Origin of the sequence: Rhodococcus sp. RCBS9 (assembly GCF_029457415.1) — a bacterium.
Classification (GTDB): domain Bacteria; phylum Actinomycetota; class Actinomycetes; order Mycobacteriales; family Mycobacteriaceae; genus Rhodococcus_F; species Rhodococcus_F qingshengii.
Genome location: NZ_CP120422.1, coordinates 5,609,561 through 5,627,789, shown reverse-complemented (window position 1 = coordinate 5,627,789; position 18,229 = coordinate 5,609,561). Strand labels below are relative to the sequence as shown.

The window sequence follows — 18,229 nt, the reverse complement described above, 5'->3', positions numbered from 1 at the left end:
GCCGTCAGAACAAAGTGAGAGCTGCTCCCGCACCCACCAGTTCCCGGGGCGCCTCACGCGGCTCACTGCCAGCTGCACTGACGTCTCGATGCTCCGAACGACCACCCAACCCATGGCGCTCGACCAATGGCTCGACACGGCTTGCGAGCCAACGCTTGTATTCGGGAGTGACATACGCGCCCCGCCCGTACAGCTCGCGGTAGCGACGGATGAGCGCCGGATGTTCCTGAGCAAGCCAATTCATGAACCAACCCCGAGTACTCCCCCGCAGGTGCATCGGGAAGACCGTCACACTCGTCGCACCGGCTTCGGACAGTGCCTCGAACAGCCCGTCGAGATGACTGGTGGAATCGGTGAGGAACGGAATGACCGGCGCCACCATGACATTGCACGAGAATCCCGCGTCGGTGATGGCGCGGATCATCTCGAGACGCGCCCGCGGCGACGGGGTACCAGGCTCGATCTGCTTCTGAAGTGCAGCGTCGTTGATCGCCAACGACACTCCGATTCCGACGTCGACCTGCGCCGCCGCCATTTTCAACAGCGGCAGGTCCCGTCGGAGCAAAGTTCCCTTCGTCAAGATCGAGAAGGGAGTTCCGGATTCGGTCAACGCGCGAATAATGCCGGGCATCAAGCGGTATCGGCCCTCCGCTCGCTGATAGGGATCGGTGTTGGTACCCAGTGCCACCGCCTCCCGCTTCCAGGACTTTCGCGCCAACTCTTTGCGGAGCACCGCGGCAATGTTCGTCTTCACGACCACTTGGGAATCGAAATCCGCGCCGGCGTCGAGGTCGAGATACTCGTGACTCGGTCTCGCGAAACAATATCGGCATGCGTGCGAGCAACCACGAAAAGCGTTGACGGTGAAGCTGAACGGCAACGTCGACTCTTCGGGCATCTTGTTGAGCGCGCTCTTGCAGAGCACCTCGTGAAACGTGATTCCCTCGAACTCGGGAGTCTGCACGGAGCGAACCAACCCGGCTCGTTCGAGTCCGGGTAGCGCTCCGTCATCTGCATCCAATGCCTGACCCGACCACCTCATGGCCCCAAGTCGAACACTTGTTCTAAGGTATGTCAAGATGGAGCGAATACCCGACCGTGCCTCACCACGGCCGGGAAGTTGTTGGCAGAATTCGGTGCATGTCGAACAGAATCAATATTTCGTCCGGTTCCGAATGGGAACCCAAGATCGGTTACTCCCGTGCCGTGCGCATCGGTAACCAGATCGCAGTCTCCGGCACCACCGCTCCTGGTGAGACCCTCACAGATCAGACCCGCGCGGCGCTCGAAACTATCAAGGCAGCACTTGCCGAGGCCGGCGCCTCGCTCGACGACGTCATCCGCACTCGCATGTACCTGCGCGACATGACGCAGTGGGAGCAGGCCGCTCTCGCGCACGGTGAAGTGTTCGGCGAGATTCGTCCCGCCACGACGATCCTCGAGGTCAGCTCGCTGATCGACCCCGCTCTGCTCATCGAGATCGAGGCCGACGCGGTTCTCAGCTGATCGCCAATCCGGACATTTGTGAAATGGGCGCCTAGTCTGAGCCGATGAAACCGATGCGGCTGTATCCGTTGACGCTCGCGCTCGGCATCACCGCCGCTTTCCTCTCGCCCGGTTCTGCACTCGCAGAACCGGGCGAGAGTCTTTCGACGGCTTGCGGCAGCCAGTTGAGCAATGCCGAGGTGGGCCGGATTGCCGAACTCAGCGACGTCACGACCCTGAACGGTGCCGGACTGCCTCGGCTCGAGACCGCTGTCGAACGTCATCGTGAGATCACGTCGATCCTCGTCTCACACCACGATTGGCGAGGCTTGTTCTCCATCGGCCTGGACGCTGTCGAACACGAGGCGGTGATGCCGCTGCAGCGAGACCCTGCGGCCTTCGCCGATGACGAGTGGGCCCATTCCGTCAGCTTCGAATTGCTGCGCAGGTACCTGGTGAACGTCCATGCAGAGTTCACCGGTACTCCCACCGATCCGGCGTGGAGCAACTACTTCGCCCTGACACGTCAGTGCGACGCCAGTCCAGCACGGGTCGCCATGGCCGGCTACAACGCGCATCTCACCGTCGACCTCGCTCACGCCGTCGCCACGTCCGGAACCACTGCGGAGGATGTCCCCGATTTTTACAAGATCGTCGATTCCATTGCCGTCAAGGGTGGTTCGATCGTGACCCTCACCAAGGCCGAGTACGACGCCGATCTGGGGCCGCTCTGGCGGTTCTACTTCGTCGGCGAAGGACTCGACCGATTGGCCGGAAACTCGCAGCCCTCGGAATTGTTGCTCCGCGCCGCCGACAGCGGATACAACACCATCACGCTGGCCAACGGATTCGCCCTCCAGAATCCGCAGACACGTCCTGGCGCAGAACAGGAGATCGACGCGCTCTGGCGTACTACAGATTCCGCTCTCGACGTACTCTCGCGACTCGGTGGTCTCTGACATCTCACCCTCCGATGCCTGAACCGGACACACCTGCGACAATGACCCCATGACGGGGCACTCGACGGGGCAAGGCATGCAGAGTCCCGCCATGCGCCGGGTGCGAGACCTGTTGCGCGGGCCCGCAATTGTCTGCGATGGCCGGGCAACCATCCGCGAGGCCGCGAAGTTGATGACCGATGCGGGCCGCCGCGCTGTTGTGATCCCGACGGAGACAACCGGTTTCGGAATCTTCACCGAAGGTGACCTACGTGCTCGTGTGGTAGTCGGTGGTATCGACAGCAATCAGCCGGTATCAACGGTGATGACGCCGTCAGCAGTGACAGTCGATCCGGATCGATTGGGCGCCGACGCCGTGACCGACATGCTCGAGTACGGATTGCGCCATCTCCCGGTCGTGACCGAGGCAGGCGCACTGATGGGCGTGCTCGAACTCAGCGACCTCCTGACTTCGGCCACCAATCAGGGTTTCGAACTGCGCGCAGCGCTCGCCACAGCACAGGATGACGCCCACCTCGTCGAAACAGCCCGCGCGGTCCCTGTTCTGGTGACGGAATTGGTGGCGTCACGGGTCTCACCGCTCGACATCGGTGCGACGCTGGCGGTGCTGATCGACGTGACGGTCAGGCGCGCCATCGAATTGGTGGTGGGCGGAGATGAGCGACCGGATTTCGCGTGGCTGTCGCTCGGCAGCGTCGCCAGACGTGAAGCGCTCCCCTCTTCGGATATCGACAGTGCGCTGGTGTGGGGCGGCGAATCTCATCACGAGGGAGCCGACGCCGCGAAGACCATCCACGACATCCTCGATCTCTGCGGGTTCCCTCGCGACACCAAGAACGCCGTCGCGACCCAGGCCAGGTTCGCTCGGACGCTCCCACAATGGCGCACTGCGCTGCGGAAATGGGTATCCAATCCGTACCAGGACCAGGCCCTGGTCATGTTGTCGATGCTGGCGGATGCCCGCGTCGTCGCGGGCGATCCGGCGTTGGATCCTCGCCCTGCGGCGTTGGATCAACTGCGACTGCACCCGGCCGTCATGCGACTGCTCCTTCGCGAAGCCGTCGGAGACAAGGCAAAGCTCCATTCGTTCAAGGACGTGATGACGCGTCGGACCGGAACCGTCGACCTCAAAGCCAGCGCCGTCCAACCGATCGTGAACATCGCTCGTTGGGCGGGGATTTCCGTGGGCGCCCGCACGAGTTCGACACTCGAACGCCTCAAGGCTGCAGCGGGAAGCGGTTTCCTACTCGACGACGACGCCCAGGTACTGATCGAATCTTTCGAGGTGTTGCAGCAGATTCGTGTCCGCCACCAGACCGATCAGTTCGCGGCAGGTCGGCCACCGACCGACGAAGTCGTGATCTCCGAACTCACTCCGCTCTCGCGGAGCTTGCTGAGCAATGCAGTGCGCGAGGTCGCAGGTGTGCAACGACGACTCGAATATGCCGCGTCCGCGTCGGCGCTACCCGACATCGATCCGTGAATCGCACTGCGCTCGAACAGGTTCTGGCGGCGGAGCGCCTCGAAGGCTGGGATCCGAGCGATGAACAGATCGCGGAACTCGAGGCCGTGATGATCGGGATGCTCTCTCGGCGTGAGTATTTCGAGCAGGAATTGGCGCGAGCCGTCGGCCTCTCGTCAGCAATTCCCCCGCGAATCCGCTGGCGACGATCAGCGCCGTACGTCTATCGCGGTACATCGGTTCTCGAGAACAATTTCGACGTACGAGATCCCGCCGCACTGCAATCACTCGAGTTCGCGGCGACCGCGCTTCGCCTGGGTGAGGCGCATCTCGGCAGCGACCTCGTACCGCACACGCGAGACACAGCCGAACTTCTCCTACTTCACCAGCACGTTTTCCAAGATCTGTACCAGTGGGCCGGCCACATCAGAACCGTCGACATCAGGAAAGGTGCGGCAACGTTTGCTCCGGTCTCGGCGATTCGGAACTACCTGTCCGAGGTGGAAGAGATCATCGCCGCCGTCGATTGGGTAGCGCTCGATAACGGCGCTGCGTCGTTCGCGCTCGCATCGGTGTACTCGACGCTCAATCATGCCCACCCGTTTCGGGAAGGAAACGGGCGAACCGGAACCCTCTTCCTGCACCGACTCGCCGCGGACACCCGGTATCAGCTCGACTTGTCGCGGGTGAGCAGAACCGAGTGGGTATCCGCGTCGAGGGATTCTGCGCCTTTCCGGCCCACCGGAACCCCGTCACCTCGCCCGTTCACCGATCTGTTCAATCGCGCGCTGACTCGCTGACGCAGACATCTGCAACCGTTCCAGGCGGACTGAACACCGTTACTGCTGAGTGAGCACCGCTTCCGCCACACTCGAAGCGGTGCTCACTCTAAGACGACTGTGCTCACTCGACCATCAACCGGGCAGCGCGAACTCCCCTGCGTCGGACCAGCGCTGACGCTCGGCCCCGAACGCGACGGACTGCATCGCGCGGAACTCCTCGATCGAGCGCGAGTTCGACGCGAGGAACTCCTGATGCTCGGCCAGCGAGAAGCTGCCGTCCTCGATCTCGACGCCCCCGCCGCGGCCGGCGGCGGTGTCCGCGCGCAGATCCATCAACTCTTCCGGCTCGACGGGGTACCAGGAGATCCGGTCGAAGAATCGCAGCAACCACGGAGTGCCCTCCTCGAACGGCCCGGACTTCGCGGGGTGGCGGTGATTCCACACCTGCGTCGTACGTCCGACGAACTGGTACCCGCCTGGGCCTTCCATGCCGTAGATGCAGAGGTACGCCCCACCGATCCCGACGGCGTTTTCGGGGGTCCAGGTGCGGGCGGGGTTGTACTTGGTCGTGACCAGACGATGACGCGGATCGAGCGGCGTCGCGACCGGCGCTCCGAGGTAGACGTCACCGAGTCCGAGCACCATGTATTCGGCGCCGAAGACGGTGTCGAACACGTCGTTCACGGATTCGAGACCGTTCATCCGGCGGATGAACTCGATGTTCCACGGGCACCACGGCGCGTCGGCGCGAACCCCGTGCATGTACCGCTGGATCGCTTCGCGCGTTGCCGGGTCGTCCCACGACAGTGGCATCCGCACAGTGCGACTGGGCACAACGAGTTCGTTGGCCGCCGGCAAGGTGTCCTCCGCCTCGGCGAGCATTCCCATCAGCTTGCGGACGGGCAGCACGTCCGGGTCAACGCGGACCTGCAGGCTGCGGATTCCCGGGGTGAGATCGAGTAGTCCGGCCGGCTTCTCGGCTTCGAGTCGCTGATGCAGTGCATGAGCACGCGCACGTAACGCCAGGTCGAGATTCATGTCGCCGTATTCGACCAAAACGTTGTCGTCGCCTGAGCGCCGGTACGTGACCGTGGTGTCGCCGTCACGACGGGCTATGACGCCGTCGTCGCCGTCACCACCAGAGGAATGAACAACCGAATTGGACGCTCGACGCGATACTCCGAGGTCACGCCGGGAGGCTGCCCGTTCGGCGCGGACCGGCACGAAGCGAATCTTGTTCCCGGGAGCCAACTGTCCGAGCTTCCAGCGATCAGCGGACACCACTGTGATCGGGCAGACGAAGCCGCCGAGGCTCGGTCCGTCTGGTCCGAGGAGGATGGGCGTGTCGCCGGTGAAGTCGAGTGCACCGATCGAATACGCGTTGTCGTGGATGTTCGAAGGGTGAAGTCCCGCTTCGCCGCCGGTGGTTCTGGCCCAGTCTGGTTTCGGACCTATCAACCGGACACCGGTGCGGTCGGAGTTGTAGTGGACCTCGTACTCGGTCGCGTACAGCGTGTCGATGTCGGAGCGGGTGAAGAACTCCGGCGCCCCGTGCGGGCCCTCGGTCACCGCAAGTTCCCAGCACGTGTGTATCGCCGGAACATGCTCGGCGGGAACAGCTCCCGCGACCCCGGTCGCCTGTCCGAGTTTGAGAACGTCTCCTGCCCGCAGAGTCCTACCTTCGTGTCCCCCAAACCTGCCCAGGGTGAAGGTCGACGCACTGCCGAGATAGTCGTCGGTCTCGATTCCGCCCTGTACGAGTACGTAGATGCGCAGTCCCGGGCCGCTGACCGTTCCGACGTCGAGCACCGATCCAGCGGGGACGAGAACGGGACGCCACTGACCGTGTACGACGCCGTCGACGGTCACCGACACCGGGGCACCTGTGATGCAGACCGTGGTGTCTTCGTCGAACGTCATGGCAGGTCCGGCCATCGCGCATTCGATGCCGGGGGCGCCTTCGGGGTTTCCGAGTGCGGTGTTTCCCAACCGAAACGACAGGTCGTCCATCGGGCCCGATGGTGGGACTCCGATCTGCCAGTATCCGACGCGTCCTGGATAGTCCTGAACCGTCGTCAGCATTCCGGGACGCACGATGGTCAGTTTTGCGTTCATTCGTCTGCTCCCGGCCGTGTGACGATCATGCGGACGGCCGTGGGATCGAAGCCGTTGCACGGGTTGTTGATCTGCGGGCAGTTGGACACGAGGACGAGCACGTCACGTTCGGCACGCAACGCGAGCCGCTTGCCTGGTGCCGACAGTCCGTCGACGATTCCGAGTGTGCCGTCGGGGTCGACCGGGACGTTCATGAAGAAGTTGATGTTGGACACCAGGTCCCGCTTACCGAGCCCCCATTTTGCGCCCTCGACGAGGAAGTTCTCGACGCACGCGTGCTGATGCTTGGTGTGGTGGCCGTATCGCAGGGTGTTCGATTCCTGTGAGCACGCGCCGCCGACGGTGTCGTGGTTTCCGACCTCGTCTGCGACCAGGGTCATGAGTGGAGTTCCGTCGTCACTGCGGAGCACGGAGCCTGTGGACAGAAACAGGTTCTTCTGGGCTGTGACCGTCGCTGCTGCCGAGTACCGAACGCTGTGATCGTCACCGGCGTAGACGAGGGTGTCGACGGCTTGATTTCCGTGTAGATCGACGATGGTCAGAACGTCACCGGCACGGACAACTGCGGACCACGGCCCGAATGCGTCAGCAATCTCGTCGAGGATCACCGTTCCGGGAACGAGGGCGGGGACATCCAAGGTGGTGGTCATGCGATCTCCTCCAGGTTCGAAGCCGTCCAGGCATCTTCGGTATTGAGCACTGCGCGTTGGTATTCCGGCCCGAGATCGTCAAGGCCGCCGAGTTCGTCGGCCGCGTTCCACGCGAGCACTTCGAGGGACGTGGTGGGAAACTGCGGCGCCGGATCGAGTGGGTGCGCGGTGTTGGCGATCATCACGATGACGGGCAGGTGGATCAGAAGGTCGACCGTTGCGCCCGAGCCGGCGGACCCCGTACTGGTGAGAGCGCCGTCCGCCTCGACGCGGACACCATGGAAGAAGGACAACGGCGGCGCAATGTCCTGCGGCCCGAGCCCGTTTTTCGCGGCAGCGACGGTGAACAGTTCACGACCGGCGGGTGAGGCACTGTGCAGCGAACCCTGCCCGTACTTCGCCTCGTTGGTGGCGCGTGACGTCGTTCCGCAGAACGCGTCGTGGTGACCCGACGTGTCTGCGACCACGGTCGCAAGTACTCGCCCCTGATCGGAGAGCAACGGGTGCCCGACGCCGAGATAGGCCTGCCATGGCACCTTGACGGTATCGGCGACGTTGAGACGCTCCCAGGGGGCGTCGGCGCGATAGAGCAAGATGTTTGCGCAGGCGCTGCCAGCGATGTCGCGAAGTCGCAATCGGGTTCCACGTGCGAGAACCTTGGTCGTGTACCGCCCACCCGGCACGGTCTCAGCCCAGGTCAGACGTTCGGGAGCGACGTCTTCGGGTGGGTTCGGCCAACGCGTTGCCGGCAATACGGGCATGGAATCGGTGATCGTTCCAGCTTGAGACCGGGCATGCTCGCGTGCTCCGGCGGTGGTCTGAGTACTCATGGTCAGGCTCCGATCGTGACGGGATTCGGGGTGGCGCGGCCACGTGGGAAGCAAGCGACTCCCAGCCCCACGACCAGCGCTACCGTGATGGGCGCGGCCCACTGCAGAATGGGGTACTCCCCGGTGGGGTTGAAGATCTCGGCTCGTGGCCAGGACAGGTTGATCACCATCAGCGTGCCGTACACAACCGCGGCGATGTTGACCGGAACTCCCCAGATGCCCAGGGAGAAAAGCTTTTTGCCTTCGGCGTCGAACTTGGGGCCGACTGCCGTGCGAGGCCATCCCTTGAGACGCTGAACCAGCAGCGGCACCGTCACCATGAGGTAGGCCAAGTAGATCAAGATGATGCATACGCTGGACAGGGTTGCAAAAATTGCCGAGTTGCCCACGTTGACGGCCAGGACGGCAATGCAGACCAGACCGATGAGGACGGACGGCGCGATAGGTGTTCCGGTGCGGGGGTTGACCTTTGCCAGTACCTGCGAGGCAGGAAGCCGCCCGTCGCGGGCCATCGAGAACATCAGCCGTGAAGCAGCAGTCTGAATGGCCAAGGTGCACACGAACACTGCGATCGAGACGTCGATCAACAAGACCGTGCCCCACGGGGAACTGAGAATCGATGTCAGTACGTACGGCAAACCTTCCGTGGCCAGGCGTCCGTCGGTGAGTGAGGGCGCTGCCATCAACGCGCCGAGGATCATCAAGCCGCCGCCGAGCGCGGAAGCGGACAGTGCAAGCCGGATCGTACGAGGTGCGACGCGTCGGGGGTTGCGGGTCTCCTCGGCCAGTTCGCCTGCCGAACCGAAGCCGACCATGACGTAAGCAGCCATCAGTCCGGACATGATCCACGCCCAGGCGTATCCGGGCTGACCGCCGGCACTGCCGGTGTCGAAGACGACGTCCGGTCCGCGCTGAGCGTGGGTGAAGAACATCCCGATCACTGCGATCACACCGACGATTTCGCAGGTCACGCCGATGTTGTTAATACGCGACATCCAATTGACGCCGATGCAGTTGATGAAGGTGGTCAGAACCAGAAGTACCGATCCGAGCAGCACGGCGTTGGCGGCACCACTCGATGAGGTGAGTGCGCTGTCCTCGCCGATGATCTGGAACCCGCTCCACACATTGGGGAGCACGACCTGCAAGGCGATCGCGGCGGCCGATGCAGTGACGATCTGAGCGAGAATCATGAACCAACCGGCGAACCAGCCGACGATCTCACCACCCATCCGCCGCGACCACTGGTAGATGGCACCCGAAATCGGATATCTGGCAGCAAGTTCCGCGAAGTTGAGAGCGACCATGAACTGACCGATGAAGACGACCGGCCACGTCCAGAAGAATGCCGGACCCGCGAAACCGAAACCGAGGCCGAACAATTGGAAGATCGTGGTCAGGATGGAGACGAAGGAGAAGCCCGCGGCGAAAGACGCGAACTTTCCCAGCGATCGATGCAGCTGCTGCTCGTAGCCGAACTCCGCGAGGTCACCGTCGTCGTGAGGCGAAGAGGCGAGTGCGGATGCGGTGATGGGCTGCGCAGCCGGGGTGGTTGCACTCAACGGCGTACTCCTTCGGCGAAGCGATTCAGAGGCGAATAACTGTCGATTGATAGTTTTCGCGAAATCCACTCGCCGCAGGTGACGCCCGCGTATACGATTCGCCTGATTCTGTAACAGGCTCGTTGAGTACGTTTCGAGCACGTGACCGAATGCTCACAGCTGCGGCCATCCCGCACGTAAGGCCGCAGCCTGCCACTATGGAAGGCGTGACCAACGCCGGCCCCGGACGACCCCGCCTGACCGCTCGCCGACGCCCGGGTGGCACTGCCCGGGCGGAGATCTTGGATGCAGCCGCTGAACTGTTCACCACCCGAGGCTTCGCCGCGACGTCCACACGCCACATCGCCGAAGCAGTCGGAATGCGTCAGGCGTCGCTGTACAACCATTTCGCCACCAAGGACGACATTCTGGTTGCACTTCTCGCCGACACCGTGACGCCGGCGCTCGACTTCGCGGAGAATCTCAGGCCACTCGGCACCTCACCCGAGGTGAAGCTGTACGCACTTTCGTACATCGACGCGGCACAACTGATCACCGGACGGTGGAACCTCGGCGTCCTTTATCTCTTACCGGAACTGAGAAGTGACAGGTTCATGTCGTTCCGAGCCGATCGCGATCGGCTTCGCGAGCAATACCGGGCACTCGCCCAGGATGTGCTCGACGCGATTGACGATCCATCATCAACGCACCTGGCCGAGCTTCCGTTTCGCCTGGTAGAAAGCGTGATCAGCGCGCGAGCCGACGCGCTCGAAGGCACCCCGATTCCCGACGCCGCTGTCATCGCCGGGTCGGCGCTGCACATTCTTGGGTGGCGCCAGGATCTTGACCCCATCCATACGGAAGCGGCAACGCTCATTGCGAACGCAGAAACGCCGAAATTGTCCGGGGCTGCATCGGCTCCGGACAATTTCGACGCATTGAGGACCTAAACGGCCACGAGACTAGACCGAGAGGGACTGTCCCGGGAAGATCAGGTTGATGTTCGGAACCTGGCTGGCGAGGTTCTCGAGCGAGATGCCGTGTGCAGCAGCGATCTTCGACAGGGTGTCGCCTGCCTTGACCACGTAGTTGCCGCTTCCGGTGCTTGCTGCCGGAGCCGACTCGACGGAAGCCTCAGCGGTGACGGGGGCGGCTGCGGCCTCGTAGTTGCCTGCGGTGGTGCCGGTGGTCAGGTACTGACCGCAGACGGGCCATGCGCCGACGCCCTGGCCTGCGAGAACGTTCTCGGCGACACGGATCTGCTCGGCCTGGCTGGCGTTGGCAGCGTTGCCCGATCCACCGAATGCGTTCCAGGTGCTCTGCGTGAACTGCAGACCACCGTAGAAGCCGTTTCCGGTGTTGGCGGCCCAGTTACCGGAGGACTCGCAGTTTGCGACTCCGGACCAGTCGTGGCCGGCTGCCGAAGCGGTGCCGGTGCTCATGGCGAGCGGGATCGCGACGACTGCGCCTGCGGTTGCAACTGCGCCGAGGGCGCGCTTGAAGGTGATGCTGGTCATTGGGTAAATCCTCTCCGCTACCGCGGACGAGGTCGGCCCGGACGCTTTCACGTCTCGTCGATCGACTCGTCTGTTTCACTCCTGCCCCGCGAAGGTTTCGGGAGTACCGGACCCGCGGGGCAGAAGCACGCAGTTGCGGGTCGGTGTTTGCCCGGTAGTTTCGGGCTGTCAACGACCGTAGGTGATGGTCACGGATTGGTCACGGGGCAGTTTTCCGGCACTGCTGTACCAGACTCAGTCGAAACTCGAGCAATAACCACAGGTCAACTAATTGATTCGAGCTTCAACCATACCGATCGTTATCCGTCCGTTATGTGGCAACCGTCACGGTGATTTTGTGACCCACCACACCGAAACAGGCCGTGTCGGACCGCCAACGAGGATCCTGGGGATGTTAAGAGATTCCTGGCAACGGGAAAAACCAACCGCCCCAATCATTATGGAGAATGGACTGGTGATCATCGCAGTAGAAGGACCCAGCGCCGCCGGCAAGACCACCTGGTGCCGAACCCAACTCGGTGGCGAATCCGCGGCGGAGAGATTCGTCGCCGAGTATCAGCCCACCGGGTTCGAGCCGGACGGTACGGATCTCGACCTTCAGGCAAGTTACTGGACAACGGTCAATTCGAAGCGATGGTCGCAAGCGGAAGATCTCGAAGCGAGAACCGGTATCGCGCTCTGCGACAGCGACCCGCTGAAACTGCACTACAGCTGGTGTCTCGCTGCGGTGGGCGCAGCACCTCGGGAGCGATTCGAGTACGAGCTCGCGGCAGTCGAGACAGCTTTCGAGCACCTCGAACTGGGTTTCGCGGATCTGACCGTCATCTCGATACCGTCACCGGAGCAGCTTCTACTTCAGCGCGAAGGTGACCCCAGCCGCCGCCGACGGCATTTCGAGCTTCACGCGGCGCTCGCCGAGCCCCTCACCCACTGGTACTCGGCGGTGAACAGGGTAGATCCAGGTCGCGTTGTGTGGCGCTTTCCGACACAGCTCGATCTTTCGCGCTGTCCCCCACCTCGATCGGATCGCAGCGATCTGGGCCTTCTTCGCGCCGTGATCGACGAATTGCCGCCTCTCCCCAGGTAGGGAGCGGCTGCTCGATCTCAGCGCGCTCGTTCGACCCTGGCCTCGTCCCACACCGGAGACTCGCTCTCGTACACGTTCCCGTCCGATCCGAATACCAGGAACCTGTCGAACGCGCGCGCGAACCAGCGATCGTGCGTGACCGAGATGACCGTGCCGGCAAACTGAGCAATGCCCTGCTCGAGCGCATCCGCCGAATGAAGGTCGAGGTTGTCGGTCGGTTCGTCGAGCAACAACATCGTGGCGCCGGAGAGCTCGAGGAGCAGAATCTGCAATCGTGCCTGCTGACCGCCGGACAGGTCGTCGTACTTCTGTTCCGCAGCTTGGGACAATCCGTAACGGTCCAGCGCGCGGCTCGCCGCTTCGCGTCCCATTCCGCTGCGGTGTTCGTCGCCCATGTGCAGGATCTCGAGCAGCGTGTTTCCGGTCAGATCGGGCCTGGAGTGTGTCTGCGCAAACAATCCGGGACGTACCCGGGCACCCAGCGTCGCAGCACCCCCGTGCTCGACCGGCGCGATGTCGAGCGCCTCGACGGGCAGATGCTCGCTCCCCGGATCGGTCCCCCCACCCGCCAAGAGCCGAAGGAAATGCGACTTTCCGGATCCATTGGAGCCCAGCACGGCAACCCGATCTCCGTACCAGATCTCGGTGTCGAAAGGCTTCATCAATCCGGTCAGCTCGAGATCTTGACATACCAACGCGCGCTTGGCGGTTCGCCCGCCCGCCAGCCGAACCGTCACCTTCTGCTGAAGTGGAATCGCTTCGGGTGGCCCTGCCTCCTCGAACTTCGCCAACCTCGTTTGCGAGGCGTGATACCGCGCAGCGACGCCGTCGTTGAACTTGGCCTTTTCACGCAATCGCAGAACCAGGGCACGCAGTTTCGCGTGCTCCTCGTCCCAGCGTCGGCGCAGTTCTTCGAATCGAGCGTTGCGATCCTCGCGGGCTTGGTGGTAGCTGGCCAGCCCAGCACCGTGGGTCCACGACGTTGCGCCGCTGATTCCGGGCTCGAGCGTCACGATGTGGGTGGCCGCGTTGGCGATCAGTTCGCGGTCGTGGCTGACGAACAAAACCACTTTCGACGATTCCGAGATCGTCTTTTCCAGCCATCGCTTGCCCGGAACATCGAGGTAGTTGTCCGGCTCGTCCAGTAGGAGTGCGTCGTCGGGCCCAGCGAACAGTGCTTCGAGAACCAACCGTTTCTGCTCGCCACCACTGAGGGAGTTGGCCGCGCGCCACTTCGCACGGTCATAGGGAACACCGAGAGCCGCGGTAGTGACCTTGTCCCAGAAGTCTTCGGTCTCGTAGCCGCCCACGTCGGCCCAATCGGCCAGCGCATGCGAATACTTCATTTGAGTTGATTCCTCGTCGCGCTCGATCATCGCGTTTTCTGCCGTATCGAGCGCCAGTGCTGCGTCCCGGATCCGTGCCGGCGAGACGGACAACAGAAGATCGCGCACGGTGGACTCGTCGCGAACCTGGCCGACGAATTGCCGCATCACGCCCAGTGTTCCGGATCGAGTGACAGCGCCCTCGTCGGCGACGACGTCTCCGGCGACAATGCGGAGCAACGTCGTCTTACCAGTCCCGTTGGGGCCTATCAGTGCAGTTTTTGCACCGTTGCCGACCCGAAAGCTGACACCGCTGAGCAGTTGCCGACCATCAGGGAGAAAGTAGTCGACGTCGGCGATGTTGAGGTGGGTCACGCTGTCAAGAGAACCCTACCCACGGCGATCTGCCAAACCATTATTCCTGCCTTCGGTCTCGAGCTCACTACCGTCGCGGGATCGTCCGACCGCATCGAGCGCCGCCAGATATCCGAAAACCATTGCGGGACCGATAGTTGCACCTGGACCGGCATAGGTATGACCCATCACCGGTGAGCTGGTGTTACCTGCTGCATAGAGCCCGTCGATGACCGAACCGTCGGCGCGCAACGCTCGCGCGCGAGCGTCCGTGTTGATGCCGCCTTTGGTCCCCAGGTCTCCAGGCACCATCTTCGCGGCATAGAACGGACCCTTCGTAAGTTCTCCGAGGCTGGGGTTGGGCTTGTTGGTGCAGTCGCCGTAGTAGTGGTCGTATCTGCTTGTCCCACGGCCGAAGTCGCGATCGACTCCGTCGCGCGCGTGACTGTTGAATCGTGTGATGGTGGCGGACAGCGCATCGCCCGGCACTCCGATCTCGGCAGCGAGTTCGGCAATCGATCCAGCTCGCACAATCGCACCCGATTCGATCCACGACCGAGGTATCGGCCTGCGCGCCGGAACCCCCGCGAACAGGTAACGGTCACGGTACGTCTGATCGAAGATCAGCCAAGCCGGGATGTTCTCAGCGGGTCCTTCACCTCGGCCGTACTTTCCGCCGAACATGGCGTGTGCCGCTTCGACATAGGGAAGCGACTCGTTCATGAAGCGCTGACCGCTGGCGTTGACCATGAGGCTGCGAGGCAACGAGCGTTCCGCCAAGGCGAACCACGGGCCTTTGGGCAGTGGAATCGACGGGGCCCACCACGCGTCGTCCATGTACGAAATTGCGGCGTCGACGCGTAGAGCTGCACGGATACCGTCCCCGGTATTGGTCGGTGCCCCGAGAGTCCACTGCGCGCTACTCGGCCGGCGCTGGTACTCGCCTCGCATGTCGTCGTTGTTGTCGAACCCGCCGCACGCGAGGATGACACCGCATCGAGCATGCATGGTGGTCTGCACTCCCCCGGACTCGAGTCGCACACCCACGACACGATCACTGTCGGTCACCAAATCCACAAGCCTCGTCCCGAGCTCCACCGTCACTCCGGCGTCCCGAACTCCGAGCATCAGTTCGGCCATGAGCGCCGGCCCGAGCCCGATCAGCTTCTTCTTCCGAGCTCTTGCGGCCAGGGATCTCATTCCTACCCGAAGCATCCGCACCGGACCCCGCCAATGCCGGATCCCCGTGCTCAGCCAACGGTAATCAGATTGTTGGACAACCATGTTGAGCGGAACCTTCATGTACGGCGGATGAAGTGTCGCAAGATCGTCGCCCAGAGCTCGCGCGTCGAACGGGCGCGGCTCGCACGAGCGGCCGCTTGCACGTCCGCCAGGTGCCTCGGGAAAGTAGTCGGAGTACCCCTTCACCCATTCGAGCTCCAACGCAGAGTGACGAATCAGGAAATCGAGGGCTTCCGGACCCCGATCGATATACGTGTCGATTCGGTCGGCGTCTGCATCCTCTCCGACAATGCTCTTCAGATATGTTCGTGCAGAGTCGATATCATCTGTCGGCGCCTCGCGGCGAAGTATCGAGTTTCCCGGAATCCACACGCCGCCCCCGGACCGGGACGACGAACCGCCCCAGTATTCGGACTTCTCCACGAGTATCGTCGAGAGTCCGTTGCGGGCTGCGGTGATGGCTGCGGACATGCCGGCAGCCCCCGATCCGACAACAACTACATCCACTACGGGCGGCACGGCGCCCTGAGAGTTCTCGTCCATCACTGGTCACGACCTTTCGTGTCATCTTCGTCCTGCGCGTGCCACCGGGATCCTCGAACAGCGTCTAGCGCCCCCTCGACGCACACGGGAAGTGATGCCCCGCGCTTGTGAGGGTTACGTATCCATTGCCGATAACCGAACTCCGCCGCCGCCAACATCAAATGAACGAGAAGTCCTGGGCGGCTGTCGTTTTCCGGATCGAGTTGCATAAGTTGTGCCACCAACTCGACCAGCCGATCACGATGTTCGGGCGCGATCAGCGCGACTCGATCCATCAGGTGCGGCGCGGTACGGAACGCCGATCGCCACTGATCGATCTCCGAGGACTCGAAAGCATTGGAACGCTCGAGGATTGCCCGTGAGATCGCAAGATCAGCCGACTCGGATGCCGGGCGCTCCTCGAGGAGCGTCACGATTCCGGCACCGCCCTGCCTGACCGGATCCAACAGCAGATCCTCCTTGTTACGGACGTGCCGGAAGTACGTACTCGCCGATACCCCCGCTGCCGCCGCAATCTGCTCGGTGGTCACATCCTCGAAACCGTCACGCGCGAACAGATCGAATGCCGCACGTTGAATGTCTGCTCGCACCTGCAACCGCTGTCTCTCCCGTAGTGACATCAGCAACGTCCTCCCGCCTCGGCCGAGATCCGGCCGTTCTCGATAATGCGAGTCTCACCTATTGTGACAGTCACTGTCAATATCCAATTCTCTGTCAGATATCAGCAGACCCGGGCATTTCGTTGACAGGGCATTCGATGCCACGACAAGCTTCGAAGATGAAACGATGGTTCGCGGCGGGCTTCGGAACGGCGATCGTCTCGCGATCGCTACTGCGCCAAGCGCTGATCTTCAAGTTCCGACGCGACGTCCGCGCGCTCAATTCCGGCAACTATCAGCCGCTGTTGAATTCCTATCACCGCGACGCGGTGCTGAGATTCGCGGATGGTGATCACCGGTGGTCAGGAGTGCATTCCGGACGGGACCGAATCGAGACGTTTCTCCAAGAATTTGTCGATGCGGGGCTTCAAGGCGCGGTCACCGAAGCGTATTTCGGTGGTCCACTCTGGCGCATGACCCTGCTCGCCCGTTTCGACGACCGAGCCCTCGGCCCCGACGGCACCGTCATCTATCGAAATCGAACAGTGCTTCTCGTTCGGACTAAGTGGGAAAGATCATCGAGCAAGAGGACTACTACGAGGACACCGCCAGAATCGGTGACTTCGACAGGCGGCTCCGCGAAATCGAAGCCGGACGAGCCTGTGGCACAGTCGTGGAATGACAGACGTCAGGATTGACCGCCACCGAAAGCTGTCGGCGTTCCTGTCTTCCCAGAACGATGTCGAACTGGCCCGACTGGTCGACACCGTTCAAATCTCGAGTGTCGGCGTAGGTGGCGCCGCAGGAGTGATCAGGGTCTATGACAACAGGCTCAACGGCGTTCCGGTATTCACCAAACGCATCCCACTGAGCGTGCGGGAAATCGCCGAGGTGGGCTCTACTTCCAACCATTTCGATCTGCCGACGTTCTGCCAGTACGGCATTGGTGGCCCAAGCTTCAACGCCTGGCGAGAACTGGCCGCGAACATCGTGGTCACCGATGCCGTTCTGGCCGGCGAAACACAGTCGTTCCCAATGCTTTACCACTGGCGGATACTTCCCGGACGTTCGCCCGTTGCGGCCGAACACGCCGACATCGATTCCGTTCACACCGCCGGCGCCAGCCGTGAAGTGCGGACCCGTCTCGAAGCGCTTGCCGCTGCGCCGTGCAGCCTCGTACTGTTCTGCGAGTACATCGAACACCCGATCTCGAATTGGCTGGAAGACAACCCGTCCGCCAAAGCTGCCGAAGTCGAGCGACAGTTTTCGGAGATCGTGGCATTCTTGCGCGATCGACAGTTGCTGCACATGGACGGACATTTCGGCAACATGCGCACCGACATGGAGCGGATCTATCTCACCGACTTCGGACTGGCCACATCCCCACACTTCGACCTGTCGACTGCCGAGCACGACTTCGTCCGGCGCCACGCCACTCATGACGCCGACTACGCCGCCATGCTTCTGGTCAACTGGCTGGTGACCGAGGTCTGCGGGGTACCGAGGCCGACGAGCGGCGGACCAGTCGCCCGCAACCAGTACGTACGACGATGCGCCACAGGTCATATTCCAGGTGATGTGACACCAGAGGTGGCCGCGATCGTGACACGGCACGCGCCCGTCGCTGCGAGGATGAACGACTTCTACTGGCGATTGTTCGACGGCGACTTCGATGGGCCCTACCCGCAGGCCGCGCCAGTTCCGACTTCCGGTCGAGCACAGGGTTTTCCCTGAACTG

At 62.6% G+C, this 18,229-nt stretch carries 17 protein-coding genes; 8 read left to right on the top strand and 9 right to left on the bottom strand.

The annotated features are described in order from the left end of the window. Nucleotides 1-4: 4 nt before the first annotated feature. Nucleotides 5-1,042, bottom strand: a complete 1,038-nt coding sequence (locus P0M12_RS26500) for an Rv2578c family radical SAM protein (RefSeq protein WP_003944842.1) — start codon at nt 1,040-1,042, stop codon at nt 5-7. A gap of 98 nt (nt 1,043-1,140) precedes the next feature. Between P0M12_RS26500 and P0M12_RS26495 the strand changes: the two genes are divergently transcribed. Genes P0M12_RS26495 through P0M12_RS26480 form a run of 4 tightly spaced genes read left to right on the top strand, consistent with a single transcriptional unit; the run spans nt 1,141 to nt 4,706 of the window. Next, nucleotides 1,141-1,506 (top strand): RidA family protein, encoded by a 366-nt coding sequence (locus P0M12_RS26495; protein ID WP_019748335.1) that lies wholly within the window; start codon nt 1,141-1,143, stop codon nt 1,504-1,506. A gap of 53 nt (nt 1,507-1,559) precedes the next feature. Further along, entirely contained in the window at nt 1,560-2,444 is an 885-nt protein-coding gene (locus tag P0M12_RS26490; RefSeq protein WP_081305406.1) for a DUF5995 family protein, read from the top strand. Between the two features lie 49 nt (nt 2,445-2,493). Further along, the gene (locus P0M12_RS26485) at nt 2,494-3,927 is read left to right on the top strand and encodes a putative nucleotidyltransferase substrate binding domain-containing protein (RefSeq protein WP_228232711.1); all 1,434 of its coding nucleotides are present in this window, start codon (nt 2,494-2,496) and stop codon (nt 3,925-3,927) included. After that, a complete protein-coding gene (locus tag P0M12_RS26480) occupies nt 3,924-4,706 on the top strand; it encodes a Fic family protein (RefSeq protein WP_030536444.1) in 783 nt (260 codons plus the stop codon). Before P0M12_RS26485 ends, P0M12_RS26480 begins: the two co-directional genes overlap by 4 nt. Nucleotides 4,707-4,820: 114 nt before the next feature. Here P0M12_RS26480 and P0M12_RS26475 read toward each other — a convergent pair whose 3' ends face one another. The 4 genes from P0M12_RS26475 to P0M12_RS26460 are packed head-to-tail and all read right to left on the bottom strand — an operon-like array spanning nt 4,821 to nt 9,815. After that, entirely contained in the window at nt 4,821-6,803 is a 1,983-nt protein-coding gene (locus P0M12_RS26475; RefSeq protein ID WP_214926892.1) for a 5-oxoprolinase/urea amidolyase family protein, read from the bottom strand. After that, nucleotides 6,800-7,453, bottom strand: a complete 654-nt coding sequence (locus tag P0M12_RS26470; RefSeq protein WP_007728099.1) for an urea amidolyase associated protein UAAP2 — start codon at nt 7,451-7,453, stop codon at nt 6,800-6,802. The genes P0M12_RS26475 and P0M12_RS26470 overlap by 4 nt, the downstream gene beginning before the upstream one ends. After that, on the bottom strand, nt 7,450-8,283 hold the full coding sequence (locus P0M12_RS26465; RefSeq protein ID WP_064075360.1) for an urea amidolyase associated protein UAAP1: 834 nt from the start codon (nt 8,281-8,283) through the stop codon (nt 7,450-7,452). The genes P0M12_RS26470 and P0M12_RS26465 overlap by 4 nt, the downstream gene beginning before the upstream one ends. Nucleotides 8,284-8,285: 2 nt before the next feature. Then, complete coding sequence (locus P0M12_RS26460) at nt 8,286-9,815, bottom strand: amino acid permease (protein WP_215515915.1); 1,530 nt, start codon at nt 9,813-9,815, stop codon at nt 8,286-8,288. A 227-nt stretch (nt 9,816-10,042) separates the two neighbouring features. Between P0M12_RS26460 and P0M12_RS26455 the strand changes: the two genes are divergently transcribed. Beyond that, nucleotides 10,043-10,774, top strand: coding sequence for a TetR/AcrR family transcriptional regulator (locus tag P0M12_RS26455; protein WP_065455705.1), 732 nt, complete (start codon nt 10,043-10,045; stop codon nt 10,772-10,774). 12 nt (nt 10,775-10,786) lie between these two features. Here P0M12_RS26455 and P0M12_RS26450 read toward each other — a convergent pair whose 3' ends face one another. Next, entirely contained in the window at nt 10,787-11,341 is a 555-nt protein-coding gene (locus P0M12_RS26450; protein WP_003944949.1) for a transglycosylase family protein, read from the bottom strand. A 439-nt stretch (nt 11,342-11,780) separates the two neighbouring features. Here P0M12_RS26450 and P0M12_RS26445 point away from each other — a divergent pair, with 439 nt between their 5' ends. Then, nucleotides 11,781-12,428 (top strand): hypothetical protein, encoded by a 648-nt coding sequence (locus tag P0M12_RS26445; protein ID WP_116056766.1) that lies wholly within the window; start codon nt 11,781-11,783, stop codon nt 12,426-12,428. A gap of 17 nt (nt 12,429-12,445) precedes the next feature. Here P0M12_RS26445 and P0M12_RS26440 read toward each other — a convergent pair whose 3' ends face one another. From P0M12_RS26440 to P0M12_RS26430, 3 genes are read right to left on the bottom strand one after another with little or no spacing between them, the layout of a single operon-like run. Then, nucleotides 12,446-14,128: an ATP-binding cassette domain-containing protein gene (locus P0M12_RS26440; RefSeq protein ID WP_277377078.1), complete on the bottom strand. Its 1,683-nt coding sequence runs from the start codon at nt 14,126-14,128 to the stop codon at nt 12,446-12,448. 15 nt (nt 14,129-14,143) lie between these two features. After that, nucleotides 14,144-15,892, bottom strand: a complete 1,749-nt coding sequence (gene kstD, locus P0M12_RS26435; RefSeq protein WP_076948455.1) for a 3-oxosteroid 1-dehydrogenase — start codon at nt 15,890-15,892, stop codon at nt 14,144-14,146. Continuing rightward, nucleotides 15,892-16,512, bottom strand: coding sequence for a TetR/AcrR family transcriptional regulator (locus tag P0M12_RS26430; RefSeq protein WP_277377076.1), 621 nt, complete (start codon nt 16,510-16,512; stop codon nt 15,892-15,894). The genes kstD and P0M12_RS26430 overlap by 1 nt, the downstream gene beginning before the upstream one ends. Before the next feature lie 158 nt (nt 16,513-16,670). Here P0M12_RS26430 and P0M12_RS26425 point away from each other — a divergent pair, with 158 nt between their 5' ends. Together P0M12_RS26425 and P0M12_RS26420 are read left to right on the top strand one after the other, a co-directional pair. Continuing rightward, nucleotides 16,671-17,189: a hypothetical protein gene (locus tag P0M12_RS26425; protein ID WP_277377075.1), complete on the top strand. Its 519-nt coding sequence runs from the start codon at nt 16,671-16,673 to the stop codon at nt 17,187-17,189. After that, nucleotides 17,170-18,225: a serine/threonine protein phosphatase gene (locus P0M12_RS26420; RefSeq protein ID WP_277377074.1), complete on the top strand. Its 1,056-nt coding sequence runs from the start codon at nt 17,170-17,172 to the stop codon at nt 18,223-18,225. Before P0M12_RS26425 ends, P0M12_RS26420 begins: the two co-directional genes overlap by 20 nt. Nucleotides 18,226-18,229 lie beyond the last annotated feature (4 nt).

Bases quoted from the DNA above. Each gene is read 5' to 3' on its own strand.
- P0M12_RS26450 (WP_003944949.1), bottom strand. From the start codon at position 11,341: ATGACCAGCATCACCTTCAAGCGCGCCCTCGGCGCAGTTGCAACCGCA.
- P0M12_RS26490 (WP_081305406.1), top strand. From the start codon at position 1,560: ATGCGGCTGTATCCGTTGACGCTCGCGCTCGGCATCACCGCCGCTTTC.
- P0M12_RS26445 (WP_116056766.1), top strand. From the start codon at position 11,781: ATGGAGAATGGACTGGTGATCATCGCAGTAGAAGGACCCAGCGCCGCC.
- P0M12_RS26420 (WP_277377074.1), top strand. From the start codon at position 17,170: ATGACAGACGTCAGGATTGACCGCCACCGAAAGCTGTCGGCGTTCCTG.
- kstD (WP_076948455.1), bottom strand. From the start codon at position 15,892: ATGGACGAGAACTCTCAGGGCGCCGTGCCGCCCGTAGTGGATGTAGTT.
- P0M12_RS26455 (WP_065455705.1), top strand. From the start codon at position 10,043: ATGGAAGGCGTGACCAACGCCGGCCCCGGACGACCCCGCCTGACCGCT.
- P0M12_RS26475 (WP_214926892.1), bottom strand. From the start codon at position 6,803: ATGAACGCAAAACTGACCATCGTGCGTCCCGGAATGCTGACGACGGTT.
- P0M12_RS26465 (WP_064075360.1), bottom strand. From the start codon at position 8,283: ATGAGTACTCAGACCACCGCCGGAGCACGCGAGCATGCCCGGTCTCAA.
- P0M12_RS26500 (WP_003944842.1), bottom strand. From the start codon at position 1,042: ATGAGGTGGTCGGGTCAGGCATTGGATGCAGATGACGGAGCGCTACCC.
- P0M12_RS26485 (WP_228232711.1), top strand. From the start codon at position 2,494: ATGACGGGGCACTCGACGGGGCAAGGCATGCAGAGTCCCGCCATGCGC.
- P0M12_RS26425 (WP_277377075.1), top strand. From the start codon at position 16,671: ATGAAACGATGGTTCGCGGCGGGCTTCGGAACGGCGATCGTCTCGCGA.
- P0M12_RS26470 (WP_007728099.1), bottom strand. From the start codon at position 7,453: ATGACCACCACCTTGGATGTCCCCGCCCTCGTTCCCGGAACGGTGATC.
- P0M12_RS26430 (WP_277377076.1), bottom strand. From the start codon at position 16,512: ATGTCACTACGGGAGAGACAGCGGTTGCAGGTGCGAGCAGACATTCAA.
- P0M12_RS26495 (WP_019748335.1), top strand. From the start codon at position 1,141: ATGTCGAACAGAATCAATATTTCGTCCGGTTCCGAATGGGAACCCAAG.